This window comes from Glutamicibacter uratoxydans, assembly GCF_050753455.1.
Taxonomy (GTDB): Bacteria; Actinomycetota; Actinomycetes; order Actinomycetales; family Micrococcaceae; genus Glutamicibacter; species Glutamicibacter uratoxydans_A.
The window spans coordinates 119,237-134,596 of record NZ_CP192736.1; the positions used below are offsets into that span (position 1 = coordinate 119,237).

At 59.4% G+C, this 15,360-nt stretch carries 15 protein-coding genes and 1 tRNA gene; 7 read left to right on the top strand and 9 right to left on the bottom strand.

Translation table 11 applies throughout. The annotated features are described in order from the left end of the window. The first annotated feature begins 16 nt into the window (after positions 1-16). From pstS to ACQQZ8_RS00565, 6 genes are all read left to right on the top strand, one after another. A complete protein-coding gene (gene pstS / locus ACQQZ8_RS00540) occupies positions 17-1,135 on the top strand; it encodes a phosphate ABC transporter substrate-binding protein PstS (RefSeq protein WP_431712099.1) in 1,119 nt (372 codons plus the stop codon). A gap of 113 nt (positions 1,136-1,248) precedes the next feature. Beyond that, positions 1,249-2,184, top strand: coding sequence for a phosphate ABC transporter permease subunit PstC (pstC, locus tag ACQQZ8_RS00545; protein ID WP_431710817.1), 936 nt, complete (start codon positions 1,249-1,251; stop codon positions 2,182-2,184). Then, the gene (gene pstA / locus ACQQZ8_RS00550; protein ID WP_431710818.1) at positions 2,184-3,314 is read left to right on the top strand and encodes a phosphate ABC transporter permease PstA; all 1,131 of its coding nucleotides are present in this window, start codon (positions 2,184-2,186) and stop codon (positions 3,312-3,314) included. Before pstC ends, pstA begins: the two co-directional genes overlap by 1 nt. A 54-nt stretch (positions 3,315-3,368) precedes the next feature. Continuing rightward, positions 3,369-4,148, top strand: a complete 780-nt coding sequence (gene pstB, locus ACQQZ8_RS00555; protein ID WP_431710819.1) for a phosphate ABC transporter ATP-binding protein PstB — start codon at positions 3,369-3,371, stop codon at positions 4,146-4,148. A 212-nt stretch (positions 4,149-4,360) separates the two neighbouring features. Then, on the top strand, positions 4,361-4,825 hold the full coding sequence (locus ACQQZ8_RS00560) for a hypothetical protein (protein WP_431710820.1): 465 nt from the start codon (positions 4,361-4,363) through the stop codon (positions 4,823-4,825). 4 nt (positions 4,826-4,829) lie between these two features. Then, a complete protein-coding gene (locus ACQQZ8_RS00565) occupies positions 4,830-5,030 on the top strand; it encodes a helix-turn-helix transcriptional regulator (RefSeq protein ID WP_431710821.1) in 201 nt (66 codons plus the stop codon). A gap of 18 nt (positions 5,031-5,048) precedes the next feature. Here the strand turns inward: ACQQZ8_RS00565 and ACQQZ8_RS00570 are convergent, their stop codons facing one another. From ACQQZ8_RS00570 to ACQQZ8_RS00585, 4 genes are all read right to left on the bottom strand, one after another. Continuing rightward, positions 5,049-6,074: an inorganic phosphate transporter gene (locus tag ACQQZ8_RS00570; RefSeq protein WP_431710822.1), complete on the bottom strand. Its 1,026-nt coding sequence runs from the start codon at positions 6,072-6,074 to the stop codon at positions 5,049-5,051. Between the two features lie 6 nt (positions 6,075-6,080). Further along, positions 6,081-6,695 carry a hypothetical protein gene (locus tag ACQQZ8_RS00575; protein ID WP_431710823.1) on the bottom strand — a complete coding sequence of 205 codons (615 nt, stop codon included), beginning with the start codon at positions 6,693-6,695 and terminating at the stop codon, positions 6,081-6,083. Between the two features lie 228 nt (positions 6,696-6,923). Continuing rightward, positions 6,924-8,159 (bottom strand): MFS transporter, encoded by a 1,236-nt coding sequence (locus ACQQZ8_RS00580; protein WP_431710824.1) that lies wholly within the window; start codon positions 8,157-8,159, stop codon positions 6,924-6,926. 61 nt (positions 8,160-8,220) lie between these two features. Further along, positions 8,221-8,886: a hypothetical protein gene (locus ACQQZ8_RS00585; RefSeq protein ID WP_431710825.1), complete on the bottom strand. Its 666-nt coding sequence runs from the start codon at positions 8,884-8,886 to the stop codon at positions 8,221-8,223. Positions 8,887-9,063: 177 nt separating this feature from the next. On the opposite strand from ACQQZ8_RS00585, the gene ACQQZ8_RS00590 reads away from it, so the two are divergent. Beyond that, positions 9,064-9,136 (top strand) — tRNA-Lys (locus ACQQZ8_RS00590). Positions 9,137-9,352: 216 nt separating this feature from the next. Here the strand turns inward: ACQQZ8_RS00590 and ACQQZ8_RS00595 are convergent. The 5 genes from ACQQZ8_RS00595 to ACQQZ8_RS00615 form a co-directional block, all read right to left on the bottom strand. Further along, positions 9,353-10,885, bottom strand: a complete 1,533-nt coding sequence (locus ACQQZ8_RS00595; protein ID WP_431710826.1) for an MFS transporter — start codon at positions 10,883-10,885, stop codon at positions 9,353-9,355. 18 nt (positions 10,886-10,903) lie between these two features. Beyond that, positions 10,904-12,127 (bottom strand): amidohydrolase, encoded by a 1,224-nt coding sequence (locus ACQQZ8_RS00600; RefSeq protein ID WP_431710827.1) that lies wholly within the window; start codon positions 12,125-12,127, stop codon positions 10,904-10,906. Positions 12,128-12,276: 149 nt separating this feature from the next. Then, a complete protein-coding gene (locus tag ACQQZ8_RS00605) occupies positions 12,277-14,004 on the bottom strand; it encodes an MOSC domain-containing protein (protein ID WP_431710828.1) in 1,728 nt (575 codons plus the stop codon). A gap of 73 nt (positions 14,005-14,077) precedes the next feature. Then, positions 14,078-14,581, bottom strand: a complete 504-nt coding sequence (locus ACQQZ8_RS00610; RefSeq protein WP_431710829.1) for a hypothetical protein — start codon at positions 14,579-14,581, stop codon at positions 14,078-14,080. A 166-nt stretch (positions 14,582-14,747) separates the two neighbouring features. Next, positions 14,748-15,359, bottom strand: coding sequence for a dienelactone hydrolase family protein (locus tag ACQQZ8_RS00615; protein WP_431710830.1), 612 nt, complete (start codon positions 15,357-15,359; stop codon positions 14,748-14,750). Position 15,360 lies beyond the last annotated feature (1 nt).

Consider the following 15,360-nt stretch of genomic DNA (forward strand, 5'->3'; position numbering starts at 1 on the left):
TATGGGGGAGACCATCGTGAAGTTCCAACGCTTCGGTAGCGCAGCTGCCATCCTTTCGGTCGCAGCGATCGCGCTGACCGCCTGCGGTTCGGACAATCCGACCGGTGCCGCTTCGTCGGCCCCAGCTGAAACCCAGGCAAGCGCAAGCGGAGTTTCCGGTACGCTGACCGGCGCCGGCGCATCCAGCCAGAACTCGGCCATGGACGCCTGGACCAACGGCTTCTCGGCCGCCAACGCCGACGCTATGGTGCAGTACTCCCCAGATGGTTCCGGCGCTGGCCGCAAGGCCTTCCTGGCCGGTGGCGCACAGTTCGCTGGTTCGGACGCTTACCTGAGTGAAGAAGAGATCGAAGAGTCCAAGCAGGTTTGTGGCCCAGACGGTGCCTTTGACATTCCGGCTTATGTTTCGCCAATCGCCATCGCCTTCAACCTCGAAGGTGTGGAGTCGCTGAACCTGGATGCCGCGACCATCGCCAAGATCTTCAAGCTGGAAATCACCCAGTGGAATGATGAGGCTATCGCCAGCCAGAACCCAGATGTTGAGCTGCCAGATTCGGCCATCACCGTAGTGCACCGCAACGATGAGTCCGGCACCACCGAGAACTTTGTCGAGTACCTGAAGGCCGCCGCTGGCGACGTCTGGACCTACGACGTCTCCGGCGACTGGCCAAGCGACATTCAGGCCGAGAACGCCAAGGGCACCTCCGGTGTGGTTTCCACCACCACCTCCACCAACGGTTCGATCACCTACGCTGACTTCTCCGCCGTCGGTGACCTGTCCACCGTGAACGTCAAGGTTGGCGAGGAATACACCGAGATCTCGGCCGATGCTGCCGCTAAGGCCCTCGAAGCAGCAACCCCGGTTGAGGGTCGCGCCGACACCGATATGGCACTGGACTTGGCTCGCGACACCACCGAAGCCGGAACCTACCCCATCGTGCTGGTTTCCTACCACATCTACTGCTCCAGCTATGAGGATCAGGCTACCGTTGATCTGGTCAAGGCCTTCGGTAATTATGTAGTCTCAGAAGAGGGCCAGAGCGTTGCTCAGGAATCGGCCGGAAATGCCCCAATCAGTCCGGCGATTGCAGAGCAGGCTAGCGCCGCCATCAACTCGATCACCGTTGCCGAGTAAACTTAGAGATTGACCCGAAGTGCGGGCCGTGAAACGGTCCGCACTTCACCCCCTCCTCCACCCCAAAAGTGTCGGTCACCTCCGACCATGACCCCCAGTAGAAGGCATCTGCCATGACTACCAATGCTCTGAAGAGCAGCGGACCGTCCGCCGGACGCGCCGGTGACAAGATCTTCTCCGGTGCAGCGCTAGCGGCCGGCATCCTGATCTTGTTGACCCTGTTTGCGGTCGCAGTCTTCCTCTTCATCCAAGCCCTACCGACCTTTGCCGCGGATCCCGCGGACATTTCTGGCGGTGAGGGCTTCTTTGGCTACATCTTCCCAATCGTTATCGGTACCGTGATCGCCGCGGTGATCGCGCTCCTGATCGCCACCCCGGTCGGTATCGCCGTAGCCTTGTTCATCTCCCACTATGCACCGCGCAAGGTCGCCGGCCCCCTGGGCTACGTGATCGACCTGCTTGCCGCGATCCCATCGGTGATCTACGGTGCCTGGGGTTACCTGGTTCTAGCCCCCGCGCTGGTGCCGGTCTACGAGTGGCTGGCCGAGAACCTGGGATTCATCCCGATCTTCGGCGGACCAGCCAGCCAGACCGGTAAGACCATGCTCACCGCCGGTATTGTGCTGGCCGTGATGGTGCTGCCGATCATCACCTCGCTCAGCCGCGAAATCTTCTTGCAGACCCCTAAGCTGCACGAAGAAGCCGCGCTGGCACTAGGTGCTACCCGCTGGGAAATGATCACCACCGCAGTAATTCCTTTCGCCCGCCCCGGCATCATCTCCGCGGTGATGCTCGGCCTGGGCCGTGCCCTGGGTGAAACCATGGCTGTGGCCCTGGTGCTTTCCACCGGTGGCTTGATCCCATCACTGATCCAGTCCGGTAACCAGACCATCGCCGCGGAGATCGCACTGAACTTCCCTGAAGCCTTCGGTCTGCGCTTGGCTGAACTGATTGCCGCCGGTTTGGTACTGTTCGTGATCACCCTGATCGTCAACATGATCGCCCGGGCCATCATCGCCCGCCACAAGGAATTCTCGGGAGCGAACTGATGAGCCTGACTAAAACAAACCACGAACAGGACAGCTCGTTAGCGCCTCGTCGCCGTAACACGCTCTCCAAAGGCAAGCTACCGCGCTGGGCTATCCCCACCGTGGCCGTTGCCGCCATCATCCTCGGTGCGGCACTGTCCACCCTCACCGGCTTCGCCCTGGCAAGCTTCGCCATCTACGCGGCCCTGCTGTTTGTCATCGGTGCCACCGTGACCACCATGGTGGTCGAAGGTAAGCGTCGCGGAAAGAACGCGCTGGCTCTCTACCTGGTCTACGGTGCCTTTATCCTGGCGCTGATCCCGCTAGCCTCGGTGATCTACACCGTGCTGGAAAAGGGTCTGCCGGGGATGAGCATGCACTTTTTGACCAGCTCCATGAACGGGGTCACCGGCGCGGTCGATAACCAGAGCGTAGCCGACGGCACCCCAGTGCTTGGTGGCGCCTACCACGCACTGATGGGGACCTTGCTGATCACCCTTTGGGCCACCGTAATCTCGGTGCCGGTGGGTATGCTCACCGCCATCTACCTGGTGGAATACTCCAAGGGTGGGCCATTGGCCAAGGCAATCACCTTCTTCGTCGACGTGATGACCGGTATCCCTTCGATCGTCGCCGGTCTGTTCGCCGCAGCCTTCTTCGGCATCATCCTCGGGCCGAACGCCCGTATGGGTATTGTCGCAGCGGTCGCACTGAGTGTGCTGATGATTCCAACCGTGGTGCGATCCACCGAGGAAATGCTCAAGATCGTGCCGAACGAGCTTCGTGAAGCTTCCTATGCGCTGGGTGTGCGCCGCTGGCGCACCATCTTGAAGGTGGTCATCCCCACCGCGATTTCCGGTATCGCCTCCGGTGTCACCTTGGCTATTGCCCGAGTGATCGGTGAAACCGCTCCGATTCTGGTCACCGCGGGTATCGCTAGCAATATCAACCTGAACGCCTTCGCGAACTGGATGTCCACGCTACCGACCTTCATTTACTACCAGATCCTGACTCCGACGAGTCCGACGAACATTGATCCGTCCATCCAGCGCGCCTGGGCCGCGGCTCTGCTGCTGATCCTGATGGTGATGGCGCTGAACCTGGCCGCTCGTCTTGTCGCTTCGATCTTCGCCCCGAAGAAGGGCCGTTGAGCCACCTAGGCTCCGGAATCCTTCGCCCACAATAGATTTCAAAGGACCCACATCATGTCAAAGCGCATCGACGTTAAAGACCTAAACGTTTACTACTCAAAGTTCCTCGCCGTTGAAGGCGTAAACATCAATATCGCTGCAAAGTCGGTTACCGCCTTCATCGGCCCTTCGGGCTGTGGCAAGTCGACCTTCCTGCGCACCCTGAACCGTATGCACGAGGTCATTCCCGGCGGTCGTGTTGAGGGCGAAGTGTTGCTGGACGGCGACAATCTTTACGAGCCAGGGGTTGACCCGGTGAACGTGCGCAGCCAGATCGGTATGGTCTTCCAGCGCCCGAACCCGTTCCCCACCATGTCCATCAAGGACAATGTGCTGGCCGGGGTCAAGCTCAACGGCAAGAAGATTTCCCGCTCCGACGCCGACGCGCTGGTGGAAAGCTCGCTGCGCGGTGCGAACCTCTGGAACGAAGTCAAGGATCGACTAGATAAGCCAGGCTCCGGTCTTTCCGGTGGTCAGCAGCAGCGCCTGTGCATCGCGCGGACCATTGCGGTGAAACCGGACGTGATCCTGATGGACGAACCGTGCTCAGCGTTGGACCCGATCTCCACCTTGGCGATCGAGGATCTAATCAACGAGCTGAAGAGCGAGTACACCGTGGTGATCGTGACCCACAATATGCAGCAGGCCGCTCGCGTCAGCGATAAGACCGCTTTCTTCAACATTGCCGGTACCGGTAAGCCAGGCAAGCTGATTGAGTACAACGACACCACCACCATTTTCTCCAACCCAGCAGAAAAGGCCACCGAAGACTACGTCTCGGGACGCTTCGGATAAGCGAAGAATAAAGAATTCGCTTATCACCGGTTAGGGCCGGTGATAAGCGGTCCGGAAGGGGGTCTTCCGGGGGATCCTGGAGGGGATCAGACTAATGGCTCGCCCACAAGGCGAGCCATTGGTTTTTAAAGCTATGTAAAATAACCTTGACTGTAAAGCATCCTTGTCAGAAAAGTAAGTTTGGCATCCCGTCGATGGAAAGGATGCTACTGATGACCGCTGCTACCGCCCAACGCACCCGTTGGGGACGCGCCCGCTTCGGCGGAGGAACCGGCGCGCTACTTATGCTCAGCATGCTCTGCGGGGCACTTCTTGCGGCCGCGGCGGGTGCACTCTTCGGCTGGTTGGTGGCTTCCACGACGCAAGTGCTCGGCTCGATATTGTTCGCCTGTATGGTTTGGCCCGTCACCAGCACACTCGCCTGGGTTTGCTTCGTTGATGTGACCTCGTTGCGGGACACGGTGGAAAACGCTGAAGATACGGTGGAAAACCATTGGTATGACAAGGCTGCCTCGGCCACGTTTACCGACCTATTGCTGGTTCTCGGGATTGGCGGGGTGATTTTCACCTTTGCGCCTATTGAGGCGAATATTGGGCTCACTCTTGTTGCCGTGATTATCCTGGTGACGGCGGATTTTGCGCTCCGGTATCGGATGTTGAGTCGGGAGCAAGGGTAAGCCGATGCGCAATACGCTGCCCGACTACCGGCGTGAGCGAGGCCTATCCCAGCAGGCGCTGGCAGATCTTCTGGGGGTCTCTCGACAGACGGTGATCTCGATTGAAAAAGGCCGGTATGACCCGTCCTTGCCGCTGGCCTTCAAAATTGTGGCCGTTTTTGGATGCCGCATCGAGGATATGTTCACCACCGAGAGCAACAACTAGCCAAGTGCCAGCGAAAGATCAGAGCAAAGTCAGCGGATAGGCCGCCAGGGTCAGAATGATACCGCCCGGGACACAAATCAGCGGGGTGGCCAGCCAATGCCGAACCACGCGTTGCACATTGCGCCACGAAACCGTCTCATAAGGCTGGTTCGCGCCCGCGCCGACAATCGCGCTACTGACCGCCTGATTCGTGGACATAGGCAGGTGCAGGAGCAGTGCGCCGCCGTACAACAGTCCGGCGGCTACACCTTGGGCGACCATACCGCGCAGTGGATCAAATTTCACTAGCCGGTGTTGCAAGGTGTGCGCGATACGCCACCCGCCACAGCAAACCCCCAAAGCCAGCATCGTCGCGGCAAGTAGCTGGATCTGCCACGTGGTTTCCGGCGAATCGATGTAATGGGCGGTGAGCAGCACCAAGGTGAGCATTGCCCCGGAACGCTGTCCGTCTTGGATCCCCAGGCCCAACGCCACGGCGCAGGCACCCAAGGCCTGCCCGGCCCTAGAGGTGGCGTTGACCTTGCTAGCAGTGTGATGGCGGATCAGCCAGATGACCGGGTATACCAACAGATAGGAGATCGTATACGCCACGATCGGGGTGATGATCATCGGCAAGATCACGCCACCGGTGAGAATATCTAGCGGGTTGCTCATCGACCGGTTACCGAGCAAGGCGGCGGCACCGGTGGCGCCGGCAATGCCAGATAGCAGCCCCTGGGTGGATGAAACGGGCATCCCACGCCACCAGCAGAACAACCCCCAGCCGGTGGCGGTGAGGATTCCACACACCAAAACCATCAACCCCGGCACCCCGGAACCGAGGCTGAGGTCCAGCCGGCTGATCAAAAAGGAGCCGAGGCTGGTGCTCACGAGGGTGCCGAGAAAAGCAAAAATGGCTGCCACCCCGACAGCGATCCCCGGGGTCAGCGCCTTGGTGCGTACCGCGGCAGCCACGGCCGTGGATGCATCGCGAAAACCGTTAAGCCAGGTGTAACCCAGAGCAAGGATTAGCGCGAGGACAGCCAGAATCGTATGCAGGGTCATGTCCCTTTACGACTCCTTGACCAGTACACGACCCAAGTGGTCGGCGAATTGGCGCATGACGGTACATGAACTAAAAATCTGATCGGCCACTAACTGGTGGCGGTGCATGGTCGAGGCTTTGGAGAACTTGGAGATCTCTACACTCCACGCCAGATGCGTGCGCGACATGCGTTTGGAAAGATGCACCATTTGCAGCCAGTTATCTTCGAGGTCATCCAGGTGTTTGAGGCGGCCCAGCGACCCGCTGGCTAGTTCGCCGAGCTGGCTCACCAGTTCCAACTGCTCCGAGGCCCGGGGGGACAGGGGTGTGGAGCCCAAAGAATTAATCAGCTCGCCGGCTCCCCGCAGAATTTCGGTGACCTCATGGAGCAGCCGGGCAAAGGTGAAGATGTCCTCGCGCGGTAGCGGCGAGAGGTAGTTGGTTCGCAGCTTGGTCAGAATCGCGTGATGCAGATCCGAGGCCTTGGTTTCCGTGTCGGATAGGCCGCGAACAAGGCTTTCGCGTTCCTCGGTGTTCCCGACCATTTCTGCAGCAAGTTGCACGGCGTCGTGGATCAATGCGGCGAGTTCACGCAGTTGGTCCAACCCGCGTGATGCAGAGGGAAAGAGCTGAAATTTCACGATCTACGGTGCACCGTTCAACTTGGAAGTATCGGCTAAAGGGCTGACTGTGAATAGTGTACGACGTGAAGGTGAACAGCCGCGGTGATGGTGCCGAACCGGGAACGCCTCTCGGCGGAAGGCCGCTCTAGGCGGCTAATGGTTGGAGCCCGGGGTTACCAGCGGTTCGGCACCAGAGTCCAGTTTTCTTCCTCAGCGCCCGACTGTCAACCGCTAGGTGCCAGCGTGCTAAAGCTCACGCCTCGATCGAAGGGATTTTTCGATCCCCGACACGCATAACAGCGCACAACAAAACCAGATGGCACCGCCGGGTCCCACGAGGACCGCCGCGCTACTGGCGGCCACCGGAATGAGGACCTGACCTACTCGGTTGCCCATGAGCCGGACTGCCAGCGCCGTACCTCTGTCCTGAAACGCTACCGCGGTGGAGACCATGCTCATGGTCAGCGGTTGACCCAAACCCATGAGGAAACCGCCGATGAACAGGATCGCGGATGCCAGAAGTAGGTGTTCCAGAAGTAGCGGGACCAGAATGAAGCTCAGTCCGGTCCCGTACAGGCTTCCAAGGACCAGTCGCGACCGGTTGAGATGACGGGAGAACCAGGGCAGGAACATGCGTGAGATGACCGAGGCCGCGCCACGTACCGCCAGCAAAACGCCTACCGCGGCCGGTGCAACCCCATAGTGTTCGGCCACCAGGGGGAGGAAGGCGGTGAGAATATCGATCATGGATAGCAGCGCCAGCCCCGCGAACATATGTGAGGCAACTCCCGGGGTGCGCAGAATTGCGCCCACGGATGCCTGCTTGGCTTCGGGGGCGGCACTGGCGGTAACCTTTTGCGGTTTGCCGATGCGTCGCGGCTGCAGATTCGGCATGAGCAGGGGGATGGCCAAGGCGGATGCCGCGGCACCGATCCACAACGAGAGATTCACGTCCGCGGCCCGCTCGGAGACCGCAACCTGCGTGCTAGCGCCCAGAATACCGCCGGCCACGAGTGGCCCGATGACCTGACCGACGGCGAATGCGGCGGTAAACCACCCAAAGGCCTTATCGAGCTGGTTATCGGGAAAGAACCTTGCTATCGAAGATTGCCCGCCGATGGTGAACACCAGGTGCCCTAGCCCCAACACCGCGCTTCCGGCCGCGACGAGCGGAATCGTGGGAGCCCCCCCGATCAGTGCCGAGCCCAAGACAATGAGCAAAATGCCCCACAGCATGAGGTAGCGGATCTGTCGGACCCGGGAACTGATCCGCCCTAACCAAAGGGCGACCGCCAGGGGAAGGATCGCATAGACGGCGGTGGTGATACCCACCATCACCGAGCCCGCATTCAGGGTCAATAATTTGTAGGTGGTGACGGGTCGAACGAGGTTTAACGTGGTTTGCGACAGGATCGCGGTAAGGATCAAAACTAACAGCCAGCGGCCGGTACCGCTTGCGGGTGCTTGTTGCTGGCTGGTCAAATTGGGCGGTCCTCTTCGGAAGGGAAACGTGTCGGTGGGGAATCTTCGTACGGGAGGTGGATTAGTCGAGACAGTCGCTACGCCACAACCGTGCGCAGGCTTCCAAATCTTCGGCCGTGCGCACTAGGGCGGTGGCCCGTGCGGTAAGTTTACTGCCGCGTGCCTCATTGGATAGATCCGCGGCGTCGGCATGATCTGCCATCCCCAGTGCCAGCACCCGGCAATATGCGGCGGTGCGTTCCAGCGCGTGAGCGTAGTCGCCTTCGAAGGCCCCGGACAGGATCGAATCGGCCATCTTGCGCAGCTGCTCGGAGGTCGGTGGCTCGGCCACCCCGGCCACGATCCGATCGACCTGGGCGCGGTGTGCTCCGGCGCTGAACCGGGCGGCCATCACCTCGGGGTTACGTAGTGTTGCGGTGCGGATCGCGTACAGCCGCCATAGCGAACCGGGCAGCGAACGTGCCGGCGCCTGGCTCCACAGCTCGGCCAAGACTTCCAAGCCCTCATCCTCGGCGACGGAAATCAAACGAGCGGTGACTTCCGGGTCCCGATTGCTCAGCCCGCGCTGCACGAAGGCGGCGGCGGAAAGATGGGCGGCCTCGGAGAGGCGCGCGGGATCCGCCCCGCCGACGTAGGTATCAAATTCGGCCGAGGTTAGTGGTTTTGGTTTGTGGTGACGGAATCCCGGGTCGTGCGCGGCCTGGGAACCTGCGCGTGCGCCTTTCATGGTGAGAAGACTACTCCCTCAAACTTGTTAGTCTGGCGTTACCCGCCAACTTCCGAGTCTACCGTTGGAAGTATCTGGGTGCTGTGAGCAATCAGGCAAACGTTGTTTGACGCGAATTTTTCTCGATTAATGATCATGGGCTCTCATCGGGTAACATGGTTTTTGGCCTTGTGCCGTGCGCCTTTAGCTCAGTTGGTAGAGCACTGGACTTTTAATCCATTGGTCGCGGGTTCGAGCCCCGCAGGGCGCACAAGAGAAAACCGACTCTTACTTGGTAAAACAAGTGAGAGCCGGTTTTTTATTTAAGCAGAATTGCCGAGTTTGACCATAGTTTTTTGGTGCAACGAACTATGGGGTGCTCGCCGTGAAACCAAGTGGGTTTAAAAACACCCGTGGTGCTTCACCGGCCTTGTGCGCCACACGCCTATGACACACTTCTGGCAACACGTCCGTGGCGGGCAGCAGGTTAGTTCCCGATCGGTGGTGGTGCCACGTCATGCAGGCCGCGATCGATTTCCTTTTGTTTCTTCTTATCGGAAGGAACCGTCAGGATAATTGCCGCGATCGCCACAGCCACCATGAAGACGTTGAAGAGTAGGCCGATGGCTCCACCGAAGCGCAAGGCGATGTTATCCTGTCGCCCGATAAACAAGCCCCAGGAATGGATGATTTCGGGGTCCATGGCCTGACCTGCCACATAGAGCGCCGCCGAGACGGCCACACCAATGGCGTTACCCAGCGAGGATGCCATCTTGTAGATTCCCGAGGCCGCTCCGACTTCGGCATCTGGAACATTGGATAGCGCCGCGTCGGTGGACGGTGTGGCATAGAAACCCAAACCGATACCAAATAGCGTGAACCCGATGACGCTGAGGATGATGTAGGTGTCCAGGTAGAGGAAGGTGGCCGAGCAGAACAGCACACCAATACCGGTAATCACCGAGCCCCAGATCATCGGTTTCTTCGGTCCGAAGCGCTGCAAGAGCTTCTCGCCCACGCGGATTGTGGCCAGAATGGCAACCAGATAGCCCAGAGTGAGCAACCCGGATTGCAGCGAGCTGAGACCACCGGCCATTTGAACCAGGCCCAGGGACACGATCAGCGTACCGGCGGCACCATTGAGCATGAAGTTGGACAGCGTAGCCCCGGTGAAGGTGCCGTTGGCAAAGAGTTTGAGGTTAACGAAGGCTCCGCGCCGGTGGGTTTCGATGTACAGGAAGACCAACCCGGATATCGCGGTCAGCAAGACAAGCCCCAGCCCGCTAAGGCTCAACCAGCCGATATTCGGCCCTTGTGAAATATAGACGTTCAGAGCGACCAGAGCAATGATGAAGGAAATTAAGCCTCCCCAGTCAAACCCGTGATGTTGTTGATCCGCTGTGGTTGCGGCCCTTGATTCCGGGGTGCCGCGCAGCAGGAACAGGGCCAGGATCGAGAGCACCACCGAGATCCAGAAGATCGAACGCCAGCCTAAGAACGAGGAAGCCATGAGCCCACCGAAGAGTGAGCAGAACCCGGAGCCGCCCCATGAGCCGATGGACCAGAAGGAAAGGGCACGTTGCCGGGCCTTACCCTCATAGAACGTCTTGACCAGTGCCATCGATGAAGGCATGATGCACGCCGCGGATAGCCCCTGAACCACGCGACCGCCAAGCAGCATGGCGCTGGTAAGCCCACCCAAATTTTCCGGGGTCAGGGCGATCAGTAGGGAGCCGGCGATGCTAAGCCAGATACCCACATACAGGATCTTGGTGCGCCCGATTCGGTCAGCCAATCCGCCGGCGACCACAATGAAAATACCGGAGAATAACGAGGTGATCGAGACCGCAAGATTTGCCAGTGTCTCCTCAACTCCCAGCTCCCCCTTGATGCCTGGAATAACGTTGAGCAGGGTTTGAGCGAAAAGCCAGAAGTTAATGACCGCGAGCACCACGCCCAGTAGCCATTTATCGGTTGGTTTCCACGCCGTACTCGCCGGCGGCCTAGTGTTGGCACTCATGACAGAGCGACCCCTTCGCTATTGCTGTTTAAGGTAGGCCAAGGCGGCCACCAGATGAGTCCGGGTCATGGTCTCCAGAGTGGGATCAATGGCCGGGGTGAAAAATGGTGAGTGGTTGGACGGTAAGGAACCCAGCGTCCCTTCGGCCGCGGCCTTTTGGTAGAGGTGGCTGGGGACCGAGCCCACAACCCAGTAGGTGTATGGAACACCAAAGGCGTCGGGCACTCGACTAAAATCTTCCGACGCGGTTTTCGGCTCAGCCGGTCTGACCCGCTCGGATCCAAAATGCGCGGTGAATGCGGCCGTGACCTTGTCATTGACAGTCTGATCGTTGGAAGTCAGCGGGAACTGATCGTAGAACTCAAATTTCGGCTCCGCGGGACTACCGGCGGCCTGACACTCGCCGATAACGATGCGCTCAATGGCGGTAATCAGGGTCTGACGTACCTGAGGATCGTAGGTGCGCAGGTTCAGCAGCAATTCGGCCCGATCGGAGATGATATTGGATTTACTTCCCGCGTTAAGCGCACCAATGGTCAGCACCGCAAACTTTCCGGGCTGGATCTCACGGGAGACCACGGTTTGCAACCGCATCACAATGGCTGCGGCCAGCACGACTGGGTCTACCGAATTATGCGGCATCGAACCGTGGGCGCCGCGCCCATACACGGTGATTCTGAGGGAGTCACCGGCGGAGAGGATCGGTCCGGCCGTGGTGTAAACAACCCCCGCCTCCTCGGACATCACATGCTGCGAAAAAGCCACATCAGGCTTCGGGACCTTCGCGACCAAGCCATCATCGATCATGGCCTGGGCGCCGGCCGCGGTTTCCTCCGCGGGCTGGAAGAGTGCAATATACGTACCGGACCAGCCCGCGGTGTGGCTGGACATGAGTTTGGCGGCGCCGAGCAGGGCGCTGATATGCATATCGTGTCCGCAGGCATGCATGACCTGGGGAACCTTCGAAGCATACGGGAGATCGGACTGCTCGGCCACGGGTAAGGCATCGGTGTCGGCGCGAGCCAGTACCACCGGGCCCTGACCGTTCTGTAAGACACCGACAACACCGGTCCCGCCCATGCGATGCACCTGATAGCCATAGGCGGAAAGCTCCGCGGCGATATAGTTGGCCGTTTCATGCTCGGCACCGCTCAGCTCAGGGTTTTGATGGAAGTGTCGATAGGTCTCCCGCTGCCATTCAAGCTGATCTTCAAGAGCCGTAAAGATGCTAGAGGTAGTCATCTCAAACCTTCCTGATTACCTGTTATTTAAGGTAAACATATTCCTATGTATGCCCGAATGTCTACGGAAGCACAAAGTATTTAGGGGGGTATTCATCGGGCTTTAGAACGGCCGCGGAGCATAAGTGCACGACACTCCACTCAGGCTGGTTAGATTTCCAGCTCCAAATCTTGCAACGGTACTGCCACACAAGTCAGGATCTGATTTTCGGGGATTCGGGCGCTGGGTTCGAGTAGATACTCCACCGCCCCGCTCTTGAGTAGCAACGCACAGCTTCCACAGGCACCGGAACGGCAGGAGCTCTGGGGTTGCAGACCTCGAGATTCCAATGATTCAAGCAGTGTTCCCGCCTCGGGGCGCCAGTTAAACCGCTGCCCACTGGAACCGCAGGTGATCTGTGCTTCCGGGTAGCGTTCGAGCAGTGAACCGAAGTCTTTTGGCGGGGAGATGAAGACCTCTCGGTGAATCCGCGAGTCATCGATGCCAGCACCCCGGCAGGCCTGCAATGAGCTACTAACAAATCCCTCGGGTCCGCAGATGATGACATTGTTACTTCCCGTCACCACGCGAGTCAGCTCCTGTACCGAGGGACGGGCCCGTGAACTGTCGTAGTGCATGATGGTGGCCGGAATGTTCAGCGAATTGGCGGCGGCGCTAAGTTCCGTGAAAAGTTCTCCCTCCGCACCGCGCTCAACATGCACCACACGCAAAGCCGCTAATTCCGGGGCGTGGGATGCCCCGCGAAGCAGCCCCAGACCGGCGGTAATTCCGATACCCGCGGTCAGCATGGTCGTGTGGCCCTGCAGGGCTGTTGCCGCGGTCAGGGTGCCGTGGGGCCCGGAGGCGAGAACTCGATCGCCGGCGGCCAGCTGCCCCATCAGTTGGGAGGCCTCACCAAGTTGGCGCACGGCAATGCTCAGCCGGTCACCGCTCACCGCGGTAATCGTGTAATTGCGCCAGATATCTGCGCCCAAGTGGATCCGCAGGTGAGTGCCGGGCTCATCATAGGATTCCACCCAACCGTGCGGGTCACTGAGGGTGAGTAGGGCAACGTCGGAGTCAACGACCCGAGAATGAACTACCTCAAGGAAGCGCGGTGTTCGTTTGGCTGGCACCAGCGGAAGTGCTCGCCGGTCTGAGTCTTCGATGTGGATCTTCGCGCCCGCGAGAAGCTCACCCGGTTCAAGAACCGTCCCGTACACACCACAGTGAAGATGTCCGAAATGGGTCGCAAGAAGCTGTGGCCCATTGAGGTCTACTTCCGTGGTGGCGGGGTTGACCGAGGTAGCGGAGCAGCGCTCGATGGATTTGGTAATGGCAATTTTTGCCTCACCAATGCGTAGCACCTTGCCAATGAGGTCGAACTCTTCAAAAGCCGCCAGATCTTCCAGGAGGATATTGCCGCGGTAGCGTAAGGGGTCTATCTGGGTGCCGCTGGCCTGTGCCAAGGCCGCCACGGTACGCGGGTTGATCAGCGAAATCCCGGACAAGCGGGAATCAAACATGCCGTGTTCGGCGGCAATGACCTTACGCGGAAAACTGCCCTGGGCGGGCAGTTGGGCGGAAAAGTAGTTGGTTGCCTGCTCGCGTCCCGAAGCCGTTCCGGAATCGAAGGTGCAGGGTTCCGCGCCGGGTGCCGTCACGGTAATGTGCGGCGGATGAGAACGAAGCGTCCACTGTTGTAGCTCGGTGGTGTTTTTTAGGGCGTTAAAGGCCGACCATTTGTGCCATTGGTGATCCGTGACCTCGGTGCTGCCGTTGCTAAAAGCTACCGCCCTGTCCCCAACGAGACCGCCGCCGCGCACCACTTGAGCAGCCGTGATTTCCTCGGCGGGTAGGCCTTTGACGGGGAAACGGAAAAGGCGCTGGATTTGCATTGTTCCAGTCTAGAGCTCGACTGCGGGGTCTTTGCTTCCCGTGACGGGGGAAGCCACGCCACGAACTACGGCACTACCAGGACTCAATTTCTGGCAATGCCAGATAGAAACACAGCACGTTATCGAATTGGATGCTGCCGCGTGAAAGGTGATCCGGGCCCGTTGCGAGGGTGACCTGGATACTCTCTCCATCCCAGAGTACTTCGGTGGGCTCGTAGGCAGCACGCTCATCCCAATGCTCGGCACTACTGGAGTCATAGATCCAACGTTCGACCGTCATGTCGAGCTCATCGTAGAGGCATCTCCACCCCGGTCGTTGTGTCAGGTAAGCGTCGGGCTCCAAATCTTGGGCCGTCAGTTGTGGCCACGTATCGGTTCCGCTGAGCCTTCCGAGTTCACGGAGTGCTTCGGCGATATCTTCTAGACGGGAGCATTCGTAAACTCTGCACAGTGCCCGAGCGAGGCAGAGCAGGTAGCTTGCTTCGCGGGAGCGGGCGCGACGCTGCACCTCTAAACGTTCGCGGGCTCGGCGGATTTGCTGGGAGCTGCGTTGGCAACGGGTTTTGCTGACCGGCATGATATTTTCCCTTGTACGAAATTACCGTTCTGCCGGTCGGATCCGACAGTGTGATCAGGCTAAACGGAAAGTCGCTTGTGCGGTGCGGGAAAATAAAATCTGTGGACAAGTGCCATCCACAACAGGGCGCGCCGAAAGTTCTCGGGGCAGCGGTTATCCCTTGAGGCTACGCTTCGGCCGGTGTCGCTTGCTCAAGGACCCGCAAGAACTCGCGAATCCGCTGCATGACTTGCCGGTAGGCCGCATGATCGTAGGAGGGAAGTGAGCTGTCGGTGAATAGATGCTCGGCACCGGGGTAAGTGAATAGCTGCGCCAGATCCCTTCCCGTTGAAAGGACAAAGTTCCTCGCGGCAGCGAGGTCACCCTCAGCAGCGAAGAAGGGATCCTCGATCATGCCGTGAATCTGGGCGGGCACCGTGGCGGGCCATGGCCCGAATGACCACTCGGAATCTAGATCAATGAAGCTTTCCAACAAGATAGCACCGCGCGCTCCGGGACGTTGCTGCGCCAGCCGTTGAGCTTGCATGGCGCCATAGGAGATACCGATATAAACCAGCGACTGGGACAGTGCGCTGACCTCCTGCTCAACTCGCCGAGTCAGAAACTCTTCACCAAGCTCGTCCACGAGATTTATCCCGGCCGGCAGGTCGGCCGGAAGTACCCCGTCAAAAAGATCGGGAAGGTGGACCATGTGGCCCCATGACTCGAATTCGGTGGCCATGGCGCGTACCCCCGAGGTGAGACCACGAACGTGGTGCAAGAGAACAATGTCGGCCATG

Excerpts from the sequence above, each read along its gene's own strand:
- pstA (WP_431710818.1), top strand. The coding sequence starts at position 2,184 with ATGAGCCTGACTAAAACAAACCACGAACAGGACAGCTCGTTAGCGCCT.
- ACQQZ8_RS00560 (WP_431710820.1), top strand. The coding sequence starts at position 4,361 with ATGACCGCTGCTACCGCCCAACGCACCCGTTGGGGACGCGCCCGCTTC.
- pstB (WP_431710819.1), top strand. The coding sequence starts at position 3,369 with ATGTCAAAGCGCATCGACGTTAAAGACCTAAACGTTTACTACTCAAAG.
- ACQQZ8_RS00595 (WP_431710826.1), bottom strand. The coding sequence starts at position 10,885 with ATGAGTGCCAACACTAGGCCGCCGGCGAGTACGGCGTGGAAACCAACC.
- pstC (WP_431710817.1), top strand. The coding sequence starts at position 1,249 with ATGACTACCAATGCTCTGAAGAGCAGCGGACCGTCCGCCGGACGCGCC.
- ACQQZ8_RS00565 (WP_431710821.1), top strand. The coding sequence starts at position 4,830 with ATGCGCAATACGCTGCCCGACTACCGGCGTGAGCGAGGCCTATCCCAG.
- ACQQZ8_RS00605 (WP_431710828.1), bottom strand. The coding sequence starts at position 14,004 with ATGCAAATCCAGCGCCTTTTCCGTTTCCCCGTCAAAGGCCTACCCGCC.
- ACQQZ8_RS00610 (WP_431710829.1), bottom strand. The coding sequence starts at position 14,581 with ATGCCGGTCAGCAAAACCCGTTGCCAACGCAGCTCCCAGCAAATCCGC.
- ACQQZ8_RS00600 (WP_431710827.1), bottom strand. The coding sequence starts at position 12,127 with ATGACTACCTCTAGCATCTTTACGGCTCTTGAAGATCAGCTTGAATGG.
- ACQQZ8_RS00615 (WP_431710830.1), bottom strand. The coding sequence starts at position 15,359 with ATGGCCGACATTGTTCTCTTGCACCACGTTCGTGGTCTCACCTCGGGG.
- ACQQZ8_RS00585 (WP_431710825.1), bottom strand. The coding sequence starts at position 8,886 with ATGAAAGGCGCACGCGCAGGTTCCCAGGCCGCGCACGACCCGGGATTC.
- ACQQZ8_RS00570 (WP_431710822.1), bottom strand. The coding sequence starts at position 6,074 with ATGACCCTGCATACGATTCTGGCTGTCCTCGCGCTAATCCTTGCTCTG.